The sequence below is a fragment of the Paraburkholderia flava genome (assembly GCF_004359985.1).
GTDB lineage: Bacteria > Pseudomonadota > Gammaproteobacteria > Burkholderiales > Burkholderiaceae > Paraburkholderia > Paraburkholderia flava.
Genome location: NZ_SMRO01000003.1, coordinates 975,172 through 999,231 on the forward strand (window position 1 = coordinate 975,172; position 24,060 = coordinate 999,231).

A 24,060-nucleotide genomic window follows, 5' to 3' on the forward strand; every position below is an offset into this window, starting at 1 on the left:
CTCATGAAGACAACCGTTGAAACCCTGCAGGGATCGCGTCAGCAGCTTTTTATCGATGGGCGCTTCGTCGCGCCGCATAGCGATCAGTATGTGCCGAGCTACGACCCGACGACTGCGGAAGCGTGGTACCAGTTCGCGCAGGCGGACGCCGACGACGTCGATGCCGCCGTGCGTTCCGCGCAAGCCGCGCTGAAGAATCCCGCGTGGCAACGCCTCACGCAGACCGATCGCGGCAAGCTGGTGCGCAAGCTCGGCGACCTCGTGCTCGCGCATGCGGACGAACTCGCGCTGATCGAGTGTCGCGACAACGGCAAGCTGCTGAAGGAAATGCGCGCGCAGATGCGGGCGATTCCCGATTCGTACCTGTACTTCGCCGGCATGGCCGACAAGCTGCAGGGCGACACGATTCCGGTCAACAAGCTCGACACGCTGAACTTCAATCTGCGCGAACCGATCGGCGTGGTCGGGATGATCATCCCGTGGAATTCGCCGCTGATGATGCTGACCGGCACGCTCGCGCCGTGTCTTGCGATCGGCAACACGATCGTCGTGAAACCGTCCGAGCACGCGGCCGCATCGACGCTCGCGCTCGCCGAACTCGCGATCGAGGCGGGCATTCCGCCTGGCGTGTTCAACGTCGTGACCGGCGACGGTGCGACGACCGGCGATGCGCTGACGCGTCATCCGGGCATCGCGAAGTTCGTCTTCACCGGCAGCACCGGCACCGGCCGCAAGATCGCGGGCAACGCCGCAGAGAACCTCGTGCCGTGCCAGATGGAACTCGGCGGCAAGTCGCCGCACGTGGTGTTCTCCGATGTCGACGTCGAGCGCGCGGTGAATGGTGTCGTGTCTGGCATCTTCGCGGCGGCGGGGCAGAGCTGCGTCGCGGGCTCGCGCTGCTTCGTCGAGGCACCGATGGTCGATCGTTTCGTCGAGGCGCTGGTCGAGCGCACGCGACGCGTGAAGGTCGGTCATCCGATGGAGGAAGACACCGACATCGGGCCGCTCGCGCTTGCCGCGCAACTCGACAAGGTGCAGCACTACGTCGCATCCGGTGTGCAGGAAGGCGCGCGCATCGCAGCCGGCGGACGTCAGCCGCAAAACCCCGCGCTCGCGAAAGGCTGGTACTACGAGCCGACCGTGATGACCGAAGCGCGCAACAGCATGCGCTTCATGCGCGACGAAATTTTTGGGCCGGTGGTCGGCGTGGTGCCGTTCAACACTGAAGACGAACTGATCGCGCTCGCGAACGACACCGAGTACGGCCTCGCCGCCGGCGTCTGGACGCAGAACATCGATCGCGCGCTGCGTTTCGCGCGCAACGTCGATGCGGGCACCGTGTGGATCAACACGTATCGGTCGGCCGCGTACATGTCGGCGAACGGCGGGATGAAGCACAGCGGCTATGGCCGTCGCGGCGGCTTCGAAGTGATGCGCGAGTTCTCGCGTCTGAAGAACGTCGTGATCGATTACTCGGGTGCGATGCAGGACCCGTTCGTTATCCGTCTGCGCTGATGTGTTGATGCAATGACACAAGCGCCGAACCAGCAGGCCAGGAGAGCCCTATGAAATTCGCAGTCTCGCTCAGCATGGAGCGTTTTTCGCCGACCGATTCGATGTCCGACGTGACCGCCAACATGCTGAAGCTCGCGCGCGTCGCCGACGAAGGCGGCTTCGAAACGTTGTGGACCGCCGAGCATCACACGATCGAATGCACGATCTCGCCGAATCCGTTCACCGTGCTCACGTGGCTCGCGCAGCACACGGAGCGCATCCGGCTCGGCACCGCGACGCTGGTCGCGCCGTACTGGTCGCCGATCCGTCTCGCCGGCGAAGCGGCGATGTGCGATCACCTGACCGGCGGCCGGCTCGAATTCGGCATCGCGCGCGGCGCGTATCAGTACGAGTTCGACCGGATGGCGGGCGGCATGCCTCAGCAGGAAGGCGTCGCGTACATGAAGGAGATCGTGCCCGCGGTGAAGAAGCTGTGGGAAGGCGACTACGAGCACGACGGACACTACTGGAAATTTCCGCTCGCGACATCGGTGCCGAAGCCGCTGCAACAGCCGCATCCACCGATCTGGGTCGCGACGCGCGATCCGGCGAGCTTCGACTGGGCCGTCGGCATCGGCGCGAACATCCTGTCGACGCCGCTGTCCGCACCGCCCGCCGAGGTCGCGGTGCTCGGCGACAAGTTTCGCAAGGCGGTGGCCGATCATCCGGAGCATCCACGGCCACGCTTCATGATGCAGCGCCGGACCTGCGTGTACGACCGTCCGGACGACTGGGAGGTCGCGGTGCGGCACAGCGTCGATTACGGGCGCACGTTCGAGAACCTGATGCAGAACATCGGCGCGGTGACGAACGGCTTTCCCGAAGCGGTGCCGTACGAGACCGTCGCGAATCGTGCGAACTACGATCCGCAGAGCATCCGCGACAATCTGATGTTCGGCACGCCGGACGAAGTGATCGAGAAGCTCGCGATCTACGAGGCGCAGGGCGTCGATCAGTATTGCCTCGGGTTGTCGTTCAACCTGCCGTTCGAATTGCAGATGAAGACGCTGCGGCTTTTTATCGACGAGGTGATGCCGCATTTTGCTGAGCGCACGCGCGAGTCACGTGTTGCTACGGCCGGGTACTGACGCATGGAGCCCGACGCTTTCTCCATCGAGCCGCACGACGACTGCCGTGTGCTGAACGTGCGCGGTGTCGAACTGAACTATCGGCTGCAGGGCACCGGATCGCTGCCGCTGGTGTGCGTGCACGGCGTCGGTTCGTATCTCGAGGCATGGGACGGCGTCGCAGCGCGGCTCGGCGACGCGTGCCGGATTCTCACGTTCGATCTGCGCGGTCACGGGCGGTCGTCGAAGGTGAGAGGACGCTATGAGATCGACGATTTTGTCGGCGACGTGCTTGCGCTGGCCGCACATGCGGGCTTCGAACGGTTCGCGCTCGCGGGCTTTTCGCTTGGTGGACTGATTGCGCAGCGGCTCGCGCTCACGCGTCCCGATGCGTTGACGCACCTTGTGCTGCTTGCGACCGTCGCGGGACGCACGCCGGACGAACGCGAGCGCGTTGCCGCGCGGCTCGCTGCATTGCAGGCCGGCGATCGCGGCGCGCATTACGACGCGTCGCTGTCGCGCTGGCTTACCGAGGCGTTTCAGGAACGTCATCCGGAACTCGTCGCGCAGCTGCGCAAGCGCAACGCGGAGAACGACCCGGATTGTTACGCGTCCGCGTATCGGGTGCTCGCGCAAACCGACTTCGGCGGATTGATCGACCGGATCGGCGTGCCGACGCTGATCGCCACCGGCGCCGACGACACTGGCTCGAACCCGCGCATGGCGCACTTCATGCACCAGTGCATTCCGCACTCGCAGCTCGAAATCCTGCCGGGTCTGCGGCACTCGATCCTCGTCGAAGCGCCCGACCAGGTAGCCACCCTGATGCGGCGCTTCCTGATTGACGCACCACAGGAGGCGCGGCGATGATCGTCGAGGAGCGGATCTATCGCATCAGGAACGGTTGCATGAACCGCTACCTGCAGCTCGTGCGCGACGAAGGTCTCGCGATCCAGCAGCCGATCCTCGGCCATCTGCTCGGCTATTTCACGACCGATATCGGCCCACTCAGTCAGGTTACGCATCTGTGGGCGTATGCCGATCTCGCGGATCGCGCGCAGCGCCGCCGTCAGCTTGCACAGGATGCGCTCTGGCAGGGTTTTCTGCCGCGACTGTCGGAGAACATCGAACAGGCCGAAAACCGCATCCTGGTGCCGACCGATTTTTCGCCGCTGCGCCAGCTGCCGCGTTCCGCCGATTCATATCAGGAGACAGGTCCATGACCGAACGCTTGAAGATCGAACACGTGTACAAGGTATTCGCCGCGCGTCCCACCGACGCGCTGTCGATGCTGCGCGCAGGCAAAACCAAGAGCGACGTGCTGGAGAAGCTCGGCCAGGTGGTCGGCCTCGACGACGTGTCGCTCGACGTGCCGTCGGGTGCGATGTACATGATCATGGGACTGTCGGGCTCGGGCAAGTCGACGCTCGCGCGCTGCATCAACCGGCTCAACGAGCCGAGCGCGGGCCGCATCCTGCTCGACGGCGAAGACATCTGCGCGCTCGATGAAGACGCGCTGCGCGACGTGCGCCGCAAACGCATCTCGATGGTGTTCCAGCATTTCGCGCTGCTGCCCAATCGACGTGTGATCGAGAACGTCGAGTTCGGTCTGAAGCTGCGCGGCATGACGGCTGCGCAGCGCCGTCAACGCGCGGAGGAAGTGCTGAACGTCGTGGGCCTCGCGCGCTGGGCGTATCACATGCCGCACGAGCTGAGCGGCGGGATGCGTCAACGTGTCGGCCTCGCGCGCGCACTCGCCACCGACGCCGACGTGCTGATCATGGACGAGGCATTCAGCGCGCTCGATCCGCTGATCCGCACCGAGATGCAAGACGAACTGCTGCGGCTGCAGCGCACGCTCAACAAAACCATTCTGTTCATCACGCACGACTTCCAGGAAGCGCTGAAGCTCGGCACGCGCATCGCGATCATGTCGGAAGGCAGGCTCGTGCGCGAAGGTACGCCGCAGTCCATCGTGCTCGAACCCGGCAGCGATTACGTCGCCGCGTTCACGCGCGAAGTGGATCGCGCACGGCTCTTCGATGCGGGTTCCGTGATGACGTCGCTGGTCGAGATTCTGCGCGGTCCGGATCGCATCGTGATGGGTGATGCGTCGGGGGCGCCGGGGCCGGCATTCGTCGTCGACGGCGATGCGCAGGTGATCGGTACGCTGAGTGCCGCACAACTCGAAGCGGCACGCGGCGGCGCGGCGCTGCCGCAGCCGCTGCCGGCCGGTGGTTTTACCTGCGTGCGTTCGGACATGCGGCTCGTCGACGTTGCGGGACGCTGCGGTGCCGACGGTCCGATCGGTGTCGTCGACGATGCGGGGCGGCTGGTCGGCCGGCTGGAGATGGGGCAGATGCTCGCGCGCATTGGAGCGGCTGCGGCAGCGGATACGAACGGAGGACGCCATGTTTAAAGCCGACGATCTTGCGGTATTGCCGATCGCCCAGTGGATTCAGGTGGGCGTGCAGTGGATCGCGCTGCATCTGCGGCCGCTGTTTCTGGTCATCAAATGGCCGGTCGAACGGTTGCTCGGTTTCAACGACAGCATGCTGCACGCGCTGCCGTTTCCGCTGATGGTGCTGCTTGTATTCGTGATCGCGTGGCGGCTCGCAAGTCTCGGCATCGGCGTGTTCAGCGCGCTCGGGCTCGTGGCGATCGCGGCGCTCGGCGTGTGGTCCGATGCAATCACGACGCTGTCGCTGATCGCGACCGCGATCGTGTTCTGCGCGGTGATCGGTATTCCGGTCGGCATCTGCTGTGCGCGCAGCGATCGCGTGTGGCGCATCGTGCGACCGATTCTCGACATCATGCAGACCACGCCGACGTTCGTGTACCTGGTGCCCGTCGTGATGCTGTTCGGCGTCGGTACGGTGCCGGGCGAAGTCGCGGTGGTGATCACCGCGATGCCGCCGCTGATCCGCTTCACGCAGCTCGGCATCCGGATGGTCGATCACGAAATCGTCGAGGCGGGTCTCGCGTTCGGCGCGGACCGTCGACAGTTGCTGTGGGAAGTGCAGTTGCCGCTCGCGATTCCGACGATTCTCGGCGGCCTGAACCAGACGGTGCTGACTGCGATGGTGATGTCAGTGGTGGTCGCGATGATCGGCGCGGAAGGGCTCGGGCTTGTCGTGCTGCAGGGGCTCGGACGACTCGACGTCGGGCAGGCGGCGGTCGGCGGCATCGCCATCGTACTGCTCGCGATGATGCTCGACCGGATCACGCAGAAGCTCGCGCAGCCGCGGCCCGGCACGCGTTCGACGTTGCTGTCGACGATTGCGCGGCTGTTTGTCGGTGGGCGTGGGACGCCGGGGGCGGCACATCCGCACGATCCGAAGGAAGCGGTGTAACGAGCCATTGCGTGCGCAGCACGGATCACACACGTGACCCGAAAGAAGCGCAGTAAAAGCACATCGCTTACGACGCGCAGACGCGCATGGCGGCACCGCGCGGATCACACACAAGATCTGGAGAGTTCGATGAGCGCAGGAACAGGGAGACGTTGGGCGATGCGCATGAGCATGGGCATCTGCGCGCTGCTCGTATCGGCAAGCATCGCATCCGCCGCGCAGCCCATGCCCGGCAAGGGCAAGACCATTCGCTACGCGCAGGGCGATAGCCTCGGCGGCAACTACGTGGCCGTGCAGATCATGACCAAGGGGTTGCAGATGCTCGGCTACGACGTGCGGTTGAGCACGATGTCCACGACGCTGTTCTTCCAGGCCGCCGCGCAGGGCGACGCCGATCTCGCGACCGACGTGAACTTCCCGCAGCGCGAACCGGGCTTTCATGCGGTCGAGAAGCAGGCGGAGATCGTCGGGACCGGGATGATCGTCGGCGGCGGCGTGAACGGCTATCTGATCGACCGCAAGACCGCGCTCGCGTACAACATCACGAACCTCGAACAGATGAAGGACCCGAAGATCGCCGGACTCTTCGGTAAGGACGGCAAGGCGGAACTGATCAGCTGCGATCCGGGCTGGAGTTGCGGCGACGTCGTCGACTATCAACTCGACAAGTTCGGTCTGAAGCAGACCGTGCACGCGGTGCGCGGCAAGTACGAAGCGTTGATGGTCGACGCGGTGGCACGCGTGAAGTCCGGCAAGCCCGCGTTCTTCTATGCGTGGAGTCCGTCGTGGGCGACCAACGATCTGATGCCTGGCCGCGACGTCGTGTGGCTGCCGACACCCGCGGATGCGCTGCCGCCGAACGTGACGAACAAGGGCTCTGCGCTCATTGCCAACGTGACGGGTTGCGCGGGTGGCGCGAACCCGTGCCGGATGGCGATGTCGTCGTGGAACTGGGGGGCGGTCGCGAACCGGCAGTTCATCGGGGCGAATCCGGCAGTCCGCTCGCTCGTCGAGCAGGTGAAGTTTCCGGTCGCCACGTGGTCGCAATGGGAATCGGCGATCAGCAAGAACGGCGGATCGCCTGCGCTGATCTCGAAGCTCGCGAACGAATGGCTTGCCGCTAACCCGACCCAACTGGATCAATGGGTCGCGACGGCAAGCACGGCGCACTGACGCCGATGCCGGATCGAGAAAGGAACGACGCGTTGCGCTTCGACCGCTACGACATCGCAATTCTGCGGCTGCTCGCGCGCGACGGCCGGATGACGAAGTCGCGCCTGGCCGAAGAGGTGAACCTGTCGGTGTCGCCTGCGTGGGAGCGCGTGCGGCGGCTCGAGGCGCACGGCGTGATTCGCGGCTATCGTGCGGACGTCGACTGGTTGCAGGCGTTCAAGGGCAGCCGGATCGTCGTCGAGGTGACGCTCGCGCGGCACACGGCGCACGAGATGCGGCGTTTTGAAGCGCGCGTCGCGGCGGCGCCCGAGGTCGTGCAGTGTCTCGCGACGGGCGGCGGCGTCGACTATGTGATGCAGGTCGTCGCGCGCGACATCGATCACTATCAGCGCTTTATCGACGGGCTGCTGATGGATGAGCTGGGCATCGAGCGCTACTTCACGTACATCGTCACGAAGGTCGTGAAGAGCGTGCCGGATGGGCCGCCTGCATGGGCCGGCGATACACACGATGGTGCTGCTTAGGCACGTTTGATCTGTCCGTTGAAGCGGCGGTCTTTTACCGACGGCGCTCCTTCGGTTCGACGGAAGACGCGTTATTTTGCGTCCCCTAACGTGTGTCCCATCTTCGATACGAGGAGACCGGCGGTGCCGCTGCGCGAATCGTTGCGCCGCATCCGCTTCATTTCAATCTCACAGAGGGAAGAGACGTTCATGAAAGCAATGATGCGAGCGGCCGCGATTGCGGCCTGCATGGCACTGGCAACGGCGGCGACCGCACCGTCGGCGATCGCGGCAGGCACGGCGCAGCCAGGCGCGGGCAAGACGATCCACTACGCGCAGACCGACAGCCTCGGCGCGAACTACGTCGCGGTGCAGATCGCGATCAAGGCGCTGAAAGCGCTCGGCTACCAGGTGAACCTGAGCACGATGGGCACCGTGCTGTTCTTCCAGGCCGTTGCGCAGGGTGACGTCGATATCGAAACGGACGTCAATTTTCCGCAGAGCGAGCCGGACTTTCGCACGGTGCAGGCGCAGGCGGAACTGGTCGGCGGGGGCGAGATTATCGGCGGCGGGATCAACGGGTATCTGATCGACAAAAAGACCGCGCTCGAGCACAACATCACGCGTCTCGATCAGATGAAGGATCCGAAGATCGCCGGGTTGTTCGGTAAGGACAGCAGCGATGGCAAGGCGCAACTGATCAGCTGCGATCCGGGCTGGAGTTGCGGCGAGGTGGTCAACTATCAGCTCGACAAGTTCGGTCTGAAGCAGACGGTGCGGCCCGTGACCGGCAAGTACGAGGCGTTGATGGCGGACGTCGTCGCGCGCGTGAAGAGCGGCAAGCCTGCGTTCTTCTATGCGTGGAGTCCGTCGTGGACGACCAACGTGCTCGTGCCGGGCAAGGACGTGCTGTGGCTGCCGACGCCCGTCGACGCGCTGCCTGCGAACGTGCCGAACCACGGCTCTGCGCTCGTGCCGAATGTCGAAGGCTGCGCGGGCGGCGCGAACCCGTGCCGCATGGCGATGGCGTCGTGGAACTACAGCGCGGTCGCGAACAAGACGTTCATTGCGGCGAATCCGGCGGTGAAGGCGCTGGTCGAGCAGATCCGTTTTCCGTCGGCGACGTGGTCTGCCTGGGAACTTGCGATCAGCAAGGGTAACGGCTCGACCGCCGTGATCCCGACGCTCGCCGACCAGTGGATCAGCGCGAACCGTTCGCAGTTCGATGGATGGGTCGACGCGGGGCGTAACGCTCGGTGATGCGAAATATTCCCGGTCTGCATCAACACAGGCCGGGAAGTTCGGAACACGCGACGGCGCTTCGCGTGATGTCCGTTACGATCTATTACCACCTCCTATCTTCGAGTCTGGGGAGCACCCGACGAAACCATCGATGCGGTATGACATCCGGTCCGGCGGCGTGCGACACGTAACCCGGCAATCGATGCCATGAATCCGCGCAGGGAGGTGCGATGATTTCGACCCAGTATTCCAGTCCCGTTTCGACCGGTGTGGTGACGCAGGGCGGTGCATCCGGCTCCGCCGGCGGCATCACGCCCGCGCTCGAAGAGATTCTGAAAGAGCTTGAAGCGCTGTTGATGCAGACGCTCGGCGGCTCGCAGGGACAACCTGCGCCGACGGGGCAACAGGTTCCGATGCAAGGTGGTCAGGGGGCGCCTGGGCAGTTTTTCGCTGCGGGTGGTTTTCCTGCGGGCTCGGCGCAGTTGCCGCAGCTACCTCAGGCGTCTCTGCTACCGACGACGATCGGTATTCCCATGATGCCCTCGGCTCAGCCCACGACGTCAGGTGCAATGGCTTCGCCGCTGGCCGCACCGCAGGCGCCTGCAGCGCCCGCAGCACCGCCTGCGGCCAGTCAGAAGCCCTGCGCCGCATCGCCGGATCCGACGATGGCGCAGTTCGGAACGACGATGCCTAACGATCAGACGAAGCGTCCGCCGGGCGACAACCGCACCGCGCAGCAGATCATCGACGACAACCCATTGCTGAAGAACCTCGGCAACCAGAGCGGCGTGAAGGACAACCTGAACAAGTTCGTCGGCGGCGACATGGCGAACAATCCGGACCAGGCGTACAAGGCGGCCGCGCTGCTCACGTACATCAAGAGCTCGGCGAACAGCAAAGGCGATACGCGCGATACGTCGCAGGTGGGCAACGGCAAGATCGACGGCTTCACGAAGGACGGCGATGCGCGGCACGGCACCGAAGCGGGATTGCTGCAGGACGTGGTCGGCGGCGGCGGACATCCGGGCGGCGGCTGGGACCACCTTCAGCAGACGAAGCACGACCTCGACGTCACCAGCGATACGCATGTGAACGCCGACGGCACGAACAAGGACAATCTGCAGTGGGGCATGGAGCAGGCCGGCAAATATATCGGCGCGTTCTTCAAGGGACTGGGCAAGAGCGTTATCGATATCTTCACGAAGGGGCGTATCAATCCCGTGTCGGCGATTCTCACCGTGGTGAAGGATGTCGGTGTGTCGGAGGCGAAGACGGCGATCGAGAACAGTAGCCTGGGGGATGCTGCGAAGCAGACGGCGGGGAAGGTGTTTGGGGTGCTGGATAATATTTGATGGGGCGAGAGAGCAGTTCCGGCGCAGCGTGAGCGTGAATGCGCTGTGCCCGGGACTGACCGAGACGCTGGGGCCCGGCTTACGAGATGACGACTATCGTCGCGTTTCCGGTTTCCGGTGAATCGGGTTATCTGTCGGGGCACGCGCTGGTTGCGGATGGGGGGTATCGGTTGCCTGAAAGTGGGGCGTTGTGAAGATCGCTACTGAAGTTGAAGTTCAACCGTTGTCGACAAAGCAAACGGAGCCTGGCTTTTGCCGGGCTCTTTTGCATTTGTCGATTCGCTTATTGCCGGGCGGGATAATTTGTGCAACGCTGTTTGCCGCATTGGGTGGCGTAAAACAAAGCTGAATGACATTGGCCGTTAACGAGATATCAATAAATTCGGGGTGGCTATGCGAAACCATCGGTGGTTGATCGGTCTTTTATGCATCGCGTTCTCGGCTGGCGTATCTGCACAAACCTCGACTTCCATCGTCGACCAGCTTCAGGCGCAGCGGCAGAAATTCGCGCAGGACGCGACGGTCGATCCTCAACAGCTCTCGCACGCCATACAGGCTGCGGTTAGCGATTCGATGGCGCTAGATCAGGCCGGCAATGACGCAGAGGCGATCAACAAGCTCTTGAGTTTGCAAAAGTACGCGCCTCTGGAGCAGTTGCCGGACCACGACGTCCAGATGCTATGCGCGAGGTTTTACACGAAGCTCGGTAATACGCATGAGGCCGAAGGCTGCCGCGAACGCGCGGCGGCGATGACGGAGATTCTTCAGAAACGCTCCGGGAGCGGAACTACCGTTGACGATCCGGTGCGTGTCGTGACGATTGGAGAAATCGGTGAGTGGGTACGTCTGCAGTCCGCGACGATTACCGATGTTCAAGGCTTGAGTTATCACGGCGCGAATCTGCAAAAGGTCACGTATTCGTCACCTGCGATAGAGGGGAAGCCGGTCGCCTATTTTCTGATCAATCCTCGTGTGCTCGCGTCGGTTAACCGCGCGCGACCCGGTGTATTCGATCCGCAACCGGTCAGCGCATCCGATGGTAAATACTTTGTCGCGCTGAAGCAGGCACACGAGCAACGCACCCGGTTTCTCGCGGACCGGAGTTTCAATTATCCGGAATTGATTCAGCTGTGCAGGGAGTCGATGAAGCAGGCGGCGCAGCTTGCGCAGCAGGGCGACATCAATGGAGCGCTGTCCAGAATGAAGGATGTCGAAAAGATTCGGCCTATCCGCGAGATTCCGATCTTCAATTTTATTTCCGTCTACAGCGCGTTGCTCGGCAAAGCCGGAGATGTCGAAGCCCAGGCCGACATGAGGATCTATCTGTTCGGTATCGCGCAGGACATTGCTCATAGTGGCGATGGGCTGTCTCCTGACTCGGCCGTTCATGTGGTCGCGATCGAGGAGGAGTATGCGTGGGTAGCCGACAAGAAACTTCGCGTGACCAAGCAAGGTTTGATTCGGCAAGGCGACTTGCGATACGACGCGCTCGAGACGACGGACGCGAACGGGAAGGCGCAAACTTTTTACTTTGAGGTGAGTCAGGTTTTCGAGAGGGGGAGTCCTTTTTGAGACCAGGAGAGAGGGTGACTGGTCCGGTCGATAACAACGAAGCTCGCGCTTCGCACTACCTCGAAAGACAACCGTCATGAAAGTTATTTGTCGCGCGCTAGGGGTCGTCACGATATCCGCGGCGCTTTCGCTGTTCGCCAGCTTCGCCCGTGCAGACGGCATGCGCGACGAGATCGTCCAGGTGCCGCTGAAGGATGGGCTGTTCACGGTCAAGCTCACGACACGAATTTACGCGCCACCCGGCGATGGACCGTTTCCGCTCGTCGTCATCAACCATGGCAAGGCGCCCGGCAACGCGGCGCTGCAGAAGGACGAATCGTACTATTTTCAGGCGCTCGAATTCGTGCGACGCGGCTACGTCGTGATCGTGCCGACACGCGAGGGATTCGGCTCGTCCGGTGGTTCGTATCTGAAAACGAACTGCAATGTCGGCGACGCCGCGAGAAACTGGGCGATCAGCGTGCAGGCCGCGATCGACTACGCACGCAAGCTTCCGTACGTCGACGGCACGCATATCGTCGTGATCGGCCAATCGCAAGGCGGCATCACGACCGTGGCGCTCGGCGAGCTGAATCTTCCGGGCGTGCTGGGCATCGTCAACTTTGCAGGAGGGTCGCGCGAGGATCGCTGCCCGGGATGGCAGGACGCGCTGGTTCGTGACTATCGTAGTTTCGGCAGTCACTCGAAAGTGCCTGCGCTTTTCCTGTACGGCGACAACGATTCGTATTGGGGCAACGGCGAACTGTCGAAGCAGTTCTTCGAAGCGTATCGCGAGGGCAACCCGAACACGCAGTATGTTGACGAGGGAGTATTCAGCAGCGGCGATTCGCATATGGTGTTTCACCGCTACAACGGCGAGTCGATCTGGCTGCAGCCAGTCGGCAGGTTTTTCGGGTCGCTGGGGTTGAACTGGAGCACACGCTATCTCGACTGGCATCAGGGCAATACCGTGGCGCTCGATAATCTCGATATCGTTCCGTATCGCGATCTGAATACGGCAATCGGCACTGGCATGGAACAGTTCCTTCGCGCGGATCCGCGCGCGGGTCGCGCGATCGCGATTGCGCCGAACGGTCATTACGGGTTCGCGACGGGGAAGGACGCTCAGGCGAAGGCAGCGAAGACTTGCGAGGAGAAGGGCGGGGTGGGGTGTCAGTTGTATGCGGTTGATGATCGGCTTGTAGGGGTGGGTGAGGCGGCGGTTGCAGCGAGCGATGGTCAGGCGGGGAAATGAAAAGGGCTTAAGGGCTTAACCGAAACCAGGCTATCGAGCGTGGTCGCTGTGCTTGCAGCATTCGCATCCGCCGGTCGAAAATCCATCGTTGCGACTTTATGCATTATGAATTTTCATCCGCGCTCGATATTCGTGCGGAACGTCGCTGAAATGCTTTAGAAAAAATAAGACGCTAAAACAAAGAGATCGGATCAACCGCTTAAGTGACTCTCAGAACCAGCAACTGATTCGTTATCTGATCGTCCAGCATCACATGCATATCCCTCGTTTTCAGATGACACATTTTGTTGACGCGTCTAAACTTCGGCTGGACTGCGGACCACGGTTTCCTCAACAAAAAAATCTGGAAAAACAAAATGCGCTTAATTACGCTTTCAGCAGCCAGTATTTTCCTCCTTGCCGCTTGCGCGGGATCTCCGACCATGACTCCTCTCCCCGCCGATCGCGGGCACGACGTTAGCGCTGCGCTTGCTGGCGGTGTGGGCGAACTGCAGATCGATACGGGATCGTTCGATATTTCGGCTGAGGCCAAATCGGATCTTCTCGGTGCGTACCATACCGAGATGGGGAAGGTCGGCATTCCGGTTACCCCGTCGGGCGCACCCGTTACGCTTCACGTCAGCGAATTCAAGACGCGGTCGACAACCGCACGGATATTGCTGGGCGTGTTGTCAGGCAGCGATCACATCAAGGGGACCGTCAGTGTCGCGGGCACCGAGTTCGAAGTCGCCGACACAGCCGTGACAGTGGTGAGCGGGCTGGGTGTTGTCGCGAGGAACGTGGGCGTGCAGACCGCGGACGGGATTGCGCATCTGACGGGCGTTACTGTCAAGTGACGTGATTGAGGCCGGTATCGGTTTGCACGGGGTATTTAAATGATGCCGATATCGGCGGCTGTCGCGCACTCGATGCGTGCGCCTGCTCAACGTTTCGCAAGTGCGGCCGTTGAGCGCTCACTCTTGATCTGAAGATTCCGTCTTGTCAGGACTTCTGCGGCAGATCCCCCCCTACCGCTAGAGCAGATCCTCGTACCGGCAATTGACGAGAATCTCGGCGACGCTCGCGGAATTCGGCATCTCGATCGTATTGGCAATCAGGCGTGCGATATCGTCGGGTTGCGTCATCGCCTCCGATGCGATATCCGCGATGCCGGCCGCCAGGTCCGTGTTGACGAATCCGGGGCATATCGCCGTCGCTCGCAGGCCCTCGTCCCAACCCGTGCGTCGCACGGCATGCGAGAGTGCGACCACCGCAAACTTCGACATCTGATAGCCCGCGTTGAGGTTCTTCACACGCTTGCCTGACAGCGACGCGATCGCGCGTTGCCCGCACGACGAAGATGCGGCAGCGCTGCCTGAGCGAGCCGGAACGGTGCCTTCACATTGATGTCGAGCATCTCTTCGAGCCGTTCGTCGGTGCCGTCCTCCAGGCCGACGTGCGTGCAGATCCCCGCATTGCTCACCAGCACGTCGATGCGACCGAAGCGCTCGATGGTCGCATCGACCCAGTTGCGGCCCGCGTTCGTGTCGCGTGCTTCGTACGCGAACACGAATGCATCGAAGCGGCTACCGAGTGCGGAGGGCTCCCGCATGCCGAGGGACAGCAGGTAGCCGCGCGGCGACAACTCCACGGCGATCGTAAGCCCAATGCCGCGACCGGCGCCTGAGATCATCGCTACCTTTGCATGAGCTTCTCCGTGGACGCGTGGCCTTAGAAGCCGGCGTCGATGACGATTTTTGTCCCATCGCTAAAACGGTCGAGACGGAACGCGTGCGGATCGACGAGCGGCGTGTCGTTCGCCCAGCACTTCGATCGGGTCTTCAATGAACTCAGTGTAACTACGCACGTCTGGACACCACCTCTCTTCCCGCACGAGATTCTCTTCAATCGAACAAACGACGACGCGCGCGGCCGTCGCGAGTGAGGATCATATGTGCCTGACGCGCGCGGATCGTCTTGATCGTCGTCACAAAGGCACCGGAAAGATAAGTGAATTTCTCTGGACCGGTGTAGACAATGGCATCGACTTTTTGCAGTTCCATCATCTTTTGCAGTGCGGAGACGGCGGGCATCGTTTTCTTGGAAGTCTCCTGGATGGGAAGTTTGAGGATTGAATTAGCTGGTGTCCACGTCGCTTTTAATCTTTCACTATCAAAAAAACGCCATCAGGATCGCGGCGCGGTCAGCTTAGGAAAATCCTGAATGCACTCAGCTTCAGGAATTTCCGAAGCTGAGTGCATGAAATTCCAGATTGAGTCCAAAAAATTGGAAGAGAAAACTTCAGGCGGTCGCAAGATTTTTCTTATGGAGCTTCCAGCGACATCCGACCTTTAACCCCGATGGCGCACGGCAACGTCGCCCGATTCGTTTAGACAATGATAAAAAAACAATCCTTGTACGGCGCTCTGACCGTCATGCTGTGCGCCACAGCACACGCGCAAAACAGCGTCACGCTATACGGCGTAGCCGACGATGGACTGGTTTACGCGAATAATGCGGGAGGCCATTCGCAACTGCAGATGAATAGCGGCAACATCATGGGGAGCCGCTGGGGACTGCGCGGCACGGAGAATCTTGGCGACGGTCTGTCGGCGGTATTCGTACTCGAAAACGGATTCAGTCTCGCAAACGGAAAATTCGGTCAGGGCAATGACGAATTCGGCAGACAGGCTTACGTCGGCATATCGCATGTGCGCGCGGGTTCGCTGACGTTGGGACGACAGTACGACTCGGTCGTCGACTTCACGGGTGCATTTGAATCGGGCACCCAATGGGCCACGTCCTTCGCCGCGCATCCGGGAGATCTCGACAACATGAATAACTCGAACCGCACCAACAATTCGATTAAATACACGAGCAGCACGATTGCGGGATTTACGCTCGGCGGTATGTACAGTCTCGGCGGCGTCGCGGGCAATATTCACCGCAATCAGATCTGGTCGGTCGGCGCCCGCTGGTCGTCGGGGCCGCTGTCAGCAGGCGCGGCATATGTCAACGTGTCCGATCCGAACTTCTCCTGGTTCGGCAACAACGCCTCATCGAGCACGACTGCCAGCAATATTACTTCAAGAGTTCTTGGCGGCTATGCGTCCGCGAACCGCCAACAGATTTTCGCCGCAGGCGTTGCTTACGTCTTGGGTGCGTCGACGTTCGGCCTGACATATAGCAATACTGCGTTTCAGAACGTTGGGGCAGACAGCGTAGGCACCCGGGTTAGCGCTCACGGCGATGCCCGCTTCCATAACATCGAAGCGAACTACAAATATCAGATCACGACGGCGTTGCTCGCAGGCGCTGCCTACGATTTCACCGATGGCTACGGCATTCATCACGTCCGCTATCAACAGGCAGCCGTCGGTCTCGATTATTTCTTGTCGAAACGCACTGACGTGTACGTCACCGGCATCTATCAGCACGCTAGCGGTACGGATTCAACCGGTCAGACGGCAGTGGCGAACATCACGCTGCTTTCGCCTTCGTCCACAGCGTCGCAGGTCGCAGCGTTAGCAGGCTTGCGCATGAAGTTTTAATCGCGCCAGTTGCGCTTCAGCTGGCCGCGTCAATCAGACACTCGAGCAGCGACGCAGCAGTGCTGGGAAGGTCGGACCGGCTTTGCACAACTGCACTGGTGTTGTAGGCCTTCCACTCGTCAGTCAGTTCGATAATCCGGCATCCGTTGCCGTTGTCCCGCGCCGCGACCCGGCGCGGGACAACGGCAATGCCAACGTTGTTGGAAACCAGTCGGCAAATCGCATCGAGATTGCGAGTTCGAGCGCGATACCGCATCGGCGCCCCTGCTTCGCGAGCGTGCGATTCAAGTTGTTCCTGAAGACGACTGCCAGGCCCCAATCCTAGAAAATCGTATGGGAGCAGATCAGCAAACGCGCAACGGCTTTGAACCTCCGTGGCGAAGTTATTACCCGTGAATGCAACGAGCGAGTCTTCCAGAAGCGGAATGATCTCTAGTGAGCCGGTTTCGACGAACTCGCCAATAATGCCGATCTCCGCAGCGCCGCTTGAGACCGCGAAAGCGATGTCTTCGCTATGCTGTTCTTCGATGACGAGGTCCGAATTCGGATTGCTGGCGAAGAACGCCGGCGCAGCATCCGGCAGGATTTCGGAAACCGCATACGTAGTGGTATAGAGGCGCACGTTGGTACGCAAGCGGCGGGTGAAGCTAGCCAGATCTTCGTTCATGAAATCGACCTGTCTGAGCACTTTTACGGCGTGATGCATCAAAACGCGTCCAGCTTCCGTGGCAACTATCCCCGAGCGCGACCGGGATAGCAAGGGGACGCCAACCTGGTCTTCCATTTGCTTGATGCGTTCACTCACCGACGCTACCGTCAGATGAACTCGCGAGGCGGCCTTAGTCATGGTCGCCAAATCGACGACCGCTTTAAAAATACGTAGGTCTGAGACGTCGAAGCGCATGGCGTACCTTTGGAAAACCCATAATTCAGTTAGCAATTTCCTGATTGTACCGAGCTTTTTGTACCAACAAACTTGCTTTAAACCTCCACCACACTTCGTATATGAACAAGATCATAGACGTTTCCAGCGGGAAGAGTAACGCATCTTCGCGAGCCATCTCGGGCGCCGAGGTCATCGTCGCTACGACTATCGGCAATGCCCTCGAGTTCTTCGATTTCACGGCCTACAACTTCTTTGCGGTGTTGCTCGGCAGGTTGTATTTCCCGACACTAAGCCCGTTGTTCCAGTTGGTGATGTCTACTGGAACTTTCGCCATTGGTTATTTCTTTCGCCCACTTGGTGGCGTGCTAATCGGCGTCTATGCCGACAAGATCGGTCGCAAAGCCGCTCTCACACTGACCGTAGGCATGATGGCGCTTAGTTCGGCGATTATCGGACTGGCACCAACCTATGCCACCATCGGAATCTGGGCGCCGATCCTTATCTTGCTGTCGCGAATTTTGCAGGGAATCTCGGCCGGTGGCGAAGTGGGCGCATCCACGGCTTTACTCGTCGAGTATGCGGGGCACCGACGACGCGGCTACTTCGGAAGTTTCCAGTTTGCGAGCCAAAGCCTTGGCATCGCGCTGGGCGCGATTGTGAGTTCCCTTCTGTCACGTTATCTTGATCCGCAGGCGCTTGCATCCTGGGGATGGCGGACCGTGTTCCTGATGGGGACGGTGATCGCTCCAGTCGGTATCTATATCCGCGTGCGGCTTAATGAGACGCTGCATCTAAAAGCAGACGAGAAGACACAGCATTCTTTGCTTCACATTCTCGTGTCCCATACGAAGGAACTTACCCTTGGCACTTTGCTTACCTTCGGGGGCACCTCGGCCAATTTCATCATTCTGTTCTCACTTCCGATCATCGCAATCAAGTCGCTTGGCATGTCGCAAGCAGATAGCTTGATGGCTGGCGTTGTTACCGGCCTGGTTGGATTCATAGTCAGTCCGATTGGAGGTTTTGTTTCCGACCGCGTAGGCCGAAAGCCAGTGATCGCGATCTCGCGTTTGCTTGTCATCGTCGCGGTCCTGCCGTTGTTTGTCTGGCTCAAAGCCGATCCGAGCGTCACTCGATTGCTCGTGGTCGAAGGCGTGCTCGCCGCGCTAGCCGCCTTTGGTGGCGCAACGGCAATCGGCTGGATGACCGAACTCTTTCCTGCCAACGCTCGAGCAACCGGCATGGCGATTATCTACAGCGTTGGCGTTGCACTTGCCGGCGTCATTGCTCAGTTCGTATCGACTTACTTCGTCGGCATCAGCGCGAACATTATGCCGGCGGCGTGGTACGTGGTGATATGCCTGTTGTTCACGAGCATTGTCCTGTTTTGGCTACCGGACACAAGCCGCTCGCCGCAAAGCGAATAAATGTAAGTGGATTTGCCGCAGTATCTTTGAAATGGAACAGGAAAGTTATGACTTACAGCATTCTTGCCAGATGCCCCGACACTGGCCGTTTCGGAATGTCGATCGCAACCTACTCGGTCGCGGTTGGACAGTGGTGCGACGGACTGCATCGACGCGCTGGGGTGACCATGAGTCAGGCATTCGTCCGCACGACAAACAATGACCTCGCGCTCAACCTCCTGAAACTTGGACACTCCGCAAAGTACGTAGTCGATGCGCTAGTACGCGACGATGACTTCGCATCCTATCGTCAGATTGGCGTTATCTCTTTGGATGGAACCGTAGATTGCCATACCGGCCCCAATACGCGAGGCTCGGCGGGCCATCAGATCGGGAAGGGTTACGTCGCAATGGGCAACGTGTTGACCGACGACCGTGTCGTGCACACCATGGCCGACGCGTTCGAGAGTTCCGTTGCTCAACCCTTCGAAGAACGCCTATTGCGTGCGCTTGAGGCAGGGCGCGATGCGGGTGGCCAAGGAAATGGCACGCGCGCGCTTGCGGAGCGTTCGAGCGGCTTGATCGTAACCGCTTCCGATAACCTTGACGCAATCAATCTTCGCGTGGATTTACATCCGCGAGCCGTCGACGAACTGCGTCGTCTGCACTCGATATGTAGCCAATATGCCGGTTACTATCGCAGCCGCGGGATCTCCCCGCCAGATGCACCCGGCCAGGAAGTGTTTGAGACGCAAAACGGCATAGTCTGTTGATTCGGCATCCAGCAGAACTGCCCTTTGAAAAGACCGCGATTCCTAGGAACCGCGGTTTTTTTCAACGATAGTTTCTCGCAATCGCCCTAAGCTTGGTTAACTTGTTTCGATATTTAGCAATCAGCTTTTGCACCCGTCGGCGTTATATCGGTTGTGTCGCTGGCTGAACTCCCCATAAGGCACCAAGGTTTCCAGTGATGGATGGTGGGAATTGGACCTTGCAGCGTGGACGCGGTTAGCAAGATTCGCGAGGGCGCTGCTCACACCATTCGCGGCTGCCCGTATGCATATGTCATGATGAATCCACAGGTCGACCACCTTATCCTCAGCGGTGACACTCAACTCTTCGCCTTCGCTGATTGCAATGACGGGAACGGAAATCTGCCTGCGAATTTTGCGGAGCATATCGAGACTCAGGCCAGTCGGCATGACTGCATCGGCACCCGCGTCGGCAAAGGCTCGCATGCGCTCCAATGCCTGTTCGGCATCTTGAGTCGCCCATCCGATGTCGGTACGAGCGATGATGACAAGTTCGGAGTCGACTCGTGCATCGAGCGCAGCGCGGATGCGTGCGAGCATATGTGGCAGCGGTGCTACGCGACGTGGGCCCGATGAGTGTTTGCCGCTGACGTGATCTTCGATGTGAATAGCGGCCGCGCCAGCGCGTTCCAGCCTCGCCACTGCACGCGCAATGCCCGCGGGCTCGTGAAATCCGTCTTCCGCATCCACGATAAGCGGCACGTCGACGCAGGCCGCGATGTCGGTGACAGACGCCAGAATTTCAGTCAGGTCGAGCAGGCCGACATCGGGCACGACTAGACGCGAGGCGAGGCCAAAGCTTCCGATGTGCAGGCAGTCGAATCCGTGCCAGGTGGCAAGGCGCGCTGATAGCGGATCGTGGACACCAATTGCGATCGATGGCATTTGAGCATTTAAGGCGGTGCGAAGAGAAGAACGAGCAAACATGCAAAATATCTCTGAGGGAAAACAATAGCGAGGAGAGGTGCCTACGAATGAAAGATCTGAATTTGCGACGCTTTCGCTACTTCTTCGAGGTGTATCAGCGTGGATCGATTTCCGCCGCTTCCGAGTCGCTCAACACGTCGCCCTCGGTCGTCACGCGGCAAATCCAATTGCTCGAAGATGAACTTCAGACCGTCTTGTTCGAGCGTCACTCGCGCGGACTGAGGCCGACGGAAAGCGCGCGCCATCTGAGCGACTTCTGGAATGATCTGCATGCGCGCTACGAGCAGTTCGAGGATCGCTTGTCCGCGTTGCGAGGTTTGCAGGTCGGCGCGGTCCATCTCGCTGTGAGTGAGGGCTACGTCCCCGATCTCTCTGAACACGTAATAAGAAAATTCAATGCGCAGTATCCGGGCGTCGAGATCCGCGTCGACGTGATGCCGGTTGGCCACATTGTCGATTCGGTGGCCGACGGACGAGCTCATATTGGAATTGCATTTAATCCCGAGCCTCGACCCGACATCGAAGTCGTGTACAGCGTTTGCCAGCCGGCGGAGCTGCTGATTCGTGCCGATCATCCGCTCGCGCGTCGCAAGACCAGCGTGTCGATCGCCGAGCTGTTTACTTGCAAGCTTGCGTTGATGCCGGTGGAGAACGGACTTGGACAACTGCTTCATACGGTTGCGCACGACGAGAAAGTCGAACTGCGCCCCGCCTTGATCAGCAACTCGATTGCGATGATCCGCGAGTTCGTGCTGGGTAGCAGCGGCGCGGCGTTGATAAGTGGCTTTGAACAGATGCGAAGGAAAGGAGACCATACTCTCGTGGCGTTGCCGATTGACCATCCGCTGTTGCTCAATCCGCGCGCCGCACTGATCGTGAAGAGAGGCCGTCCTCTTGGTGTCGCCGCGGAATACATGCTCACGTCGATTCCTCAGACGATGAAGCTTTTCACGAAGGTGCTTGCCCCGACTCGCAGCACTAGGCATCGGGTCGCGCTGCGAAAGGATTGACCGCGAGAAACAGGCCTGCGAGCAACATGACAATGGCCATCAGGTAGAGGCCGGTGATCATCGAGCCGGTTGTCGTCGCAAACCAGCCAATCACGGTCGGACTGACAAACCCGCCAAGCGAACCGATGGTGTTGATTAATGCGATTCCGCCCGCTGCCGCGCTGCCGGTAAGATGCGCACTCGGCGTTGCCCAGAACACGATGTAGGCACCCCAGATCAAACCCGTCGCAAGCGAAATCAAAGCAATTGACCAGCCAAAGTCGCCGGTGATGCGGACAGCCGCCGCGAATGCAATCGCGCTTAGAATCGCTGGCACAGCGCTATGCCAGCGACGCTCCTGCGCGCGGTCGGAGAGACGCCCGAAAATGAACATTCCAAATGCGCCTGCGATATAGGGCAGCGACGAATAAATACCGATCTTCATGGAATCGTGGATGCCATTCGCTCGAATAATGCTCGGCAACCAGAAGCTAACGGTATAGATGCTGCTGATAATGCAAAAGTAAGCCGCGGCGGCTAAATAGGTACGCGCGTCACGCACAACGCTAACGAACGAATGCTCGCGGCGCGGCCGCGCTTCGACGGTTTGCACAAGCAGCTGCTTTTCTTCGGCCGTCAGCCAGCCTGCATCGTTGGGGTGATTGGTCAACACGCGCAGAGCAAGCAATCCGAGTATCACACAAGGGAAACCCTCGACGACGAACATCCACTGCCAGCCGGAAAGTCCGCCGAAGCCCGTGAAATGGGCAAGAACATAGGCTGACGTCGGACCGCCCAGAATGCCCGCCAGTGGCGCCGCCACCATCACGATCGCCGTTGTCTGGGCAAGGCGCTTCGGACCATACCAGTACGTCAGGTAATAGATCATTGCTGGCGCAAAACCGGCTTCGAATACGCCGAGGAGGAATCGCAACAGGTAAAAGCTGGTCGGACTGTGCGTGAACATCATGCCGGTAGACACGATTCCCCACAGGATCATTACTCGGGCCACTGTCGTGCGTGCGCCGATGCGTTCAAGCAGCAAATTGCTGGGTACTTCGAATAGGACGTATCCGATGAAGAAGATGCCGGCCCCGAGACCGTAGACCGCATCGGAAAAGCCAAGATCGGACTGCATCTGAAGCTTCGCAAAGCCAACGTTGATCTTGTCCAGACTCGCAAACGTGTAGCAGATCAACAGAAACGGAAGCACACGCCAGTTTACTTTCTGGTACAGCTTATCAAGCGCTGTTGGCGCCTCTCCGAACCCCGCCATATCCATTCCATACCTCCCATTCAATTATCTGCTCATCCTCGAACGATGAAATGCTTGTGGCAAGAGCAATTTCGCGTCGGGAGATTTGCTGTTTTAGGCAAACCTCACAAGCCAAAAATTGACACATGAAAATGCGCGCTATTCCGGAGCGACAGGCGGAATCTAAATCATGGAAGGGAGATAACATGAGCTGGCTTGAGGAATCCATCATGGTCACGAGGGGTGTCGCGGGCAAAGACCTCGGTCGCACACATGAATTGCCTGAATCGCGTCAAGGCACATTCCATTATACGATCGGCCCCTACTCGACACCGGTTCTTCACGTGCAGCCAGGCGACCGAATTGTGGTCGACACGCGTGACGCCTTCGACGGCAAGTTGCTCACCGAGCAAGATATGCCGACTCAACATTTGCGCATGCCGTTCCTGAACCCGCAGAACGGCCCGATTATCATCGACGGCGCAGAGAAGGGCGACGTGGTGGCGGTGTATATCGAATCAATGCAACCGCGTGGAGAGAATCCTCGCGGCACGTGTTGCCTGATCCCAGGCTTCGGCGCATTGACCGGCACCGACGTCACTGCGCTGCTTAACGAATCGCTGCCCGAGATCACACGAAAAATTGATCTTGATGAAGAGGGCGTCTACTGGAGCAAGCGGGTTCGGTTTCCGTACCGGCCGCACATCGGCACGCTCAGTCTGTCTCCCGAGATCGACTCGATCAATTCGCTCACGCCCGACAACCATGGCGGCAACATGGATGTTCCCGATATGGGGCCGGGCAGCATCACTTATCTACCCGTGAGGTCACCGGGCGCGCGGCTTTTCATCGGCGACGCGCATGCGTGCCAGGGTGACGGTGAAGTCTGCGGTGTGGCCGTTGAGTATGCGAGTCGCACCACGATTCGAGTCGATTTGATTAAACGCTGGCCAATCGCGTGGCCTCGCCTTGAGACAGAGACTTTGCTGATGTCAATAGGCAGCGCGCGTCCGCTCGAAGATGCGACCCGTATCGCTTACAAAGAGTTGGTGCTCTGGCTCGAAGCCGATTATGGGTTCAACCGCTGGGACGCCTACATGATGCTCAGTCAATGCGGAAAAGTTCGCTTAGGTAACGTTGTCGATCCCAAGTATTCCGTCGGCGCAGCTGTCGAAAAGTACTACCTGGCTGAGTCGGACCTGTAG

At 60.1% G+C, this 24,060-nt stretch carries 22 protein-coding genes and 1 pseudogene; 18 read left to right on the forward strand and 5 right to left on the reverse strand.

Features of this window, described 5'->3' with window-relative positions; genetic code table 11:
* The first annotated feature begins 3 nt into the window (after positions 1-3).
* The 13 genes from E1748_RS26850 (at position 4) to E1748_RS26910 (ending at position 13,886) form a co-directional block, all read left to right on the forward strand.
* A complete protein-coding gene (locus tag E1748_RS26850) occupies positions 4-1,515 on the forward strand; it encodes an aldehyde dehydrogenase (protein WP_133650291.1) in 1,512 nt (503 codons plus the stop codon).
* Positions 1,516-1,565: 50 nt separating this feature from the next.
* Entirely contained in the window at positions 1,566-2,642 is a 1,077-nt protein-coding gene (locus E1748_RS26855) for an LLM class flavin-dependent oxidoreductase (RefSeq protein ID WP_133650292.1), read from the forward strand.
* 3 nt (positions 2,643-2,645) lie between these two features.
* Positions 2,646-3,491: an alpha/beta fold hydrolase gene (locus E1748_RS26860; protein ID WP_133650293.1), complete on the forward strand. Its 846-nt coding sequence runs from the start codon at positions 2,646-2,648 to the stop codon at positions 3,489-3,491.
* Complete coding sequence (locus tag E1748_RS26865; RefSeq protein ID WP_133650294.1) at positions 3,488-3,844, forward strand: NIPSNAP family protein; 357 nt, start codon at positions 3,488-3,490, stop codon at positions 3,842-3,844. Before E1748_RS26860 ends, E1748_RS26865 begins: the two co-directional genes overlap by 4 nt.
* Entirely contained in the window at positions 3,841-5,040 is a 1,200-nt protein-coding gene (locus E1748_RS26870) for a quaternary amine ABC transporter ATP-binding protein (RefSeq protein ID WP_133650295.1), read from the forward strand. The genes E1748_RS26865 and E1748_RS26870 overlap by 4 nt, the downstream gene beginning before the upstream one ends.
* Positions 5,033-5,974, forward strand: a complete 942-nt coding sequence (locus E1748_RS26875; protein ID WP_133650296.1) for an ABC transporter permease — start codon at positions 5,033-5,035, stop codon at positions 5,972-5,974. The genes E1748_RS26870 and E1748_RS26875 overlap by 8 nt, the downstream gene beginning before the upstream one ends.
* 171 nt (positions 5,975-6,145) lie before the next feature.
* Positions 6,146-7,147, forward strand: a complete 1,002-nt coding sequence (gene proX / locus E1748_RS26880; protein ID WP_240766839.1) for a glycine betaine/L-proline ABC transporter substrate-binding protein ProX — start codon at positions 6,146-6,148, stop codon at positions 7,145-7,147.
* A gap of 32 nt (positions 7,148-7,179) precedes the next feature.
* The gene (locus tag E1748_RS26885; RefSeq protein WP_133650537.1) at positions 7,180-7,671 is read left to right on the forward strand and encodes an Lrp/AsnC family transcriptional regulator; all 492 of its coding nucleotides are present in this window, start codon (positions 7,180-7,182) and stop codon (positions 7,669-7,671) included.
* A 198-nt stretch (positions 7,672-7,869) separates the two neighbouring features.
* Positions 7,870-8,910, forward strand: a complete 1,041-nt coding sequence (gene proX, locus E1748_RS26890; RefSeq protein ID WP_133650538.1) for a glycine betaine/L-proline ABC transporter substrate-binding protein ProX — start codon at positions 7,870-7,872, stop codon at positions 8,908-8,910.
* 212 nt (positions 8,911-9,122) lie between these two features.
* A complete protein-coding gene (locus E1748_RS31855) occupies positions 9,123-10,244 on the forward strand; it encodes a single stranded DNA-binding domain-containing protein (protein WP_240766801.1) in 1,122 nt (373 codons plus the stop codon).
* A gap of 411 nt (positions 10,245-10,655) precedes the next feature.
* Positions 10,656-11,816: a DUF4919 domain-containing protein gene (locus E1748_RS26900; RefSeq protein ID WP_166653634.1), complete on the forward strand. Its 1,161-nt coding sequence runs from the start codon at positions 10,656-10,658 to the stop codon at positions 11,814-11,816.
* A 76-nt stretch (positions 11,817-11,892) separates the two neighbouring features.
* Complete coding sequence (locus E1748_RS26905) at positions 11,893-13,050, forward strand: dienelactone hydrolase family protein (protein WP_133650298.1); 1,158 nt, start codon at positions 11,893-11,895, stop codon at positions 13,048-13,050.
* A 422-nt stretch (positions 13,051-13,472) separates the two neighbouring features.
* On the forward strand, positions 13,473-13,886 hold the full coding sequence (locus E1748_RS26910; protein WP_133650299.1) for a hypothetical protein: 414 nt from the start codon (positions 13,473-13,475) through the stop codon (positions 13,884-13,886).
* Between the two features lie 177 nt (positions 13,887-14,063).
* On the opposite strand, the pseudogene E1748_RS26915 reads toward E1748_RS26910, so the two are convergent.
* Together E1748_RS26915 and E1748_RS26920 are read right to left on the reverse strand one after the other, a co-directional pair.
* Positions 14,064-14,722, reverse strand: a pseudogene (locus tag E1748_RS26915) (SDR family NAD(P)-dependent oxidoreductase).
* Between the two features lie 211 nt (positions 14,723-14,933).
* Positions 14,934-15,122: a hypothetical protein gene (locus E1748_RS26920; protein ID WP_133650300.1), complete on the reverse strand. Its 189-nt coding sequence runs from the start codon at positions 15,120-15,122 to the stop codon at positions 14,934-14,936.
* 306 nt (positions 15,123-15,428) lie between these two features.
* Between E1748_RS26920 and E1748_RS26925 the strand changes: the two genes are divergently transcribed.
* Positions 15,429-16,580 (forward strand): porin, encoded by a 1,152-nt coding sequence (locus tag E1748_RS26925; RefSeq protein WP_420819357.1) that lies wholly within the window; start codon positions 15,429-15,431, stop codon positions 16,578-16,580.
* 16 nt (positions 16,581-16,596) lie between these two features.
* Here the strand turns inward: E1748_RS26925 and E1748_RS26930 are convergent, their stop codons facing one another.
* The gene (locus E1748_RS26930; RefSeq protein WP_133650301.1) at positions 16,597-17,484 is read right to left on the reverse strand and encodes a LysR family transcriptional regulator; all 888 of its coding nucleotides are present in this window, start codon (positions 17,482-17,484) and stop codon (positions 16,597-16,599) included.
* A 101-nt stretch (positions 17,485-17,585) separates the two neighbouring features.
* Here E1748_RS26930 and E1748_RS26935 point away from each other — a divergent pair, with 101 nt between their 5' ends.
* Positions 17,586-18,893 (forward strand): MFS transporter, encoded by a 1,308-nt coding sequence (locus E1748_RS26935; protein WP_133650302.1) that lies wholly within the window; start codon positions 17,586-17,588, stop codon positions 18,891-18,893.
* Positions 18,894-18,940: 47 nt separating this feature from the next.
* Positions 18,941-19,645 (forward strand): DUF1028 domain-containing protein, encoded by a 705-nt coding sequence (locus tag E1748_RS26940; RefSeq protein WP_166653635.1) that lies wholly within the window; start codon positions 18,941-18,943, stop codon positions 19,643-19,645.
* A 120-nt stretch (positions 19,646-19,765) separates the two neighbouring features.
* Here the strand turns inward: E1748_RS26940 and E1748_RS26945 are convergent, their stop codons facing one another.
* Positions 19,766-20,611: an isocitrate lyase/PEP mutase family protein gene (locus E1748_RS26945; RefSeq protein WP_133650304.1), complete on the reverse strand. Its 846-nt coding sequence runs from the start codon at positions 20,609-20,611 to the stop codon at positions 19,766-19,768.
* A gap of 47 nt (positions 20,612-20,658) precedes the next feature.
* Between E1748_RS26945 and E1748_RS26950 the strand changes: the two genes are divergently transcribed.
* Positions 20,659-21,621, forward strand: a complete 963-nt coding sequence (locus E1748_RS26950; RefSeq protein WP_133650305.1) for a LysR family transcriptional regulator — start codon at positions 20,659-20,661, stop codon at positions 21,619-21,621.
* On the opposite strand, the gene E1748_RS26955 is transcribed toward E1748_RS26950, so the two are convergent.
* Positions 21,590-22,876 (reverse strand): MFS transporter, encoded by a 1,287-nt coding sequence (locus E1748_RS26955; RefSeq protein ID WP_240766803.1) that lies wholly within the window; start codon positions 22,874-22,876, stop codon positions 21,590-21,592. The two genes, E1748_RS26950 and E1748_RS26955, sit on opposite strands and share 32 nt — an antisense overlap.
* Before the next feature lie 185 nt (positions 22,877-23,061).
* Here E1748_RS26955 and E1748_RS26960 point away from each other — a divergent pair, with 185 nt between their 5' ends.
* Positions 23,062-24,060: an acetamidase/formamidase family protein gene (locus E1748_RS26960; RefSeq protein WP_133650307.1), complete on the forward strand. Its 999-nt coding sequence runs from the start codon at positions 23,062-23,064 to the stop codon at positions 24,058-24,060.